Origin of the sequence: Cellulomonas sp. GbtcB1, assembly GCF_019091725.1 — a bacterium.
GTDB lineage: Bacteria > Actinomycetota > Actinomycetes > Actinomycetales > Cellulomonadaceae > Cellulomonas.
In genome coordinates, this window is the sequence record NZ_JAGXJG010000304.1 from 1 (window position 1) to 262 (window position 262).

At 78.6% G+C, this 262-nt stretch carries 1 protein-coding gene; it reads right to left on the reverse strand.

Annotated features, from left to right (window positions below):
* Nucleotides 1-262 (reverse strand): substrate-binding domain-containing protein (locus KVT14_RS20525; protein ID WP_217617309.1); only part of this gene is annotated, 262 nt, incomplete at both ends.

A 262-nucleotide genomic window follows, 5' to 3' on the forward strand; every position in this document is an offset into this window, starting at 1 on the left:
CGCCTCGGCGAGCGCCGCGCGGTAGCCCGCCTCGCGCAGCCGCAAGGACTCGAGGTCGGTGCGCCCGCCGAGGAACCCGATCCCCCGGTGGCCGAGCCCCAGCAGGTGCCGGACGGCGAGGACGGCGCCGTGCAGGTTGTCGGAGTCGACGGCCGGCAGGCCGCCCGGGCCCGCGTGCGGGTCGACGGCGACGACGGGGACCGGGGACCCGGGGTGCAGGACCGACGGGGTCACCAGCACGGCACCGTCGATCAGGGTGCCG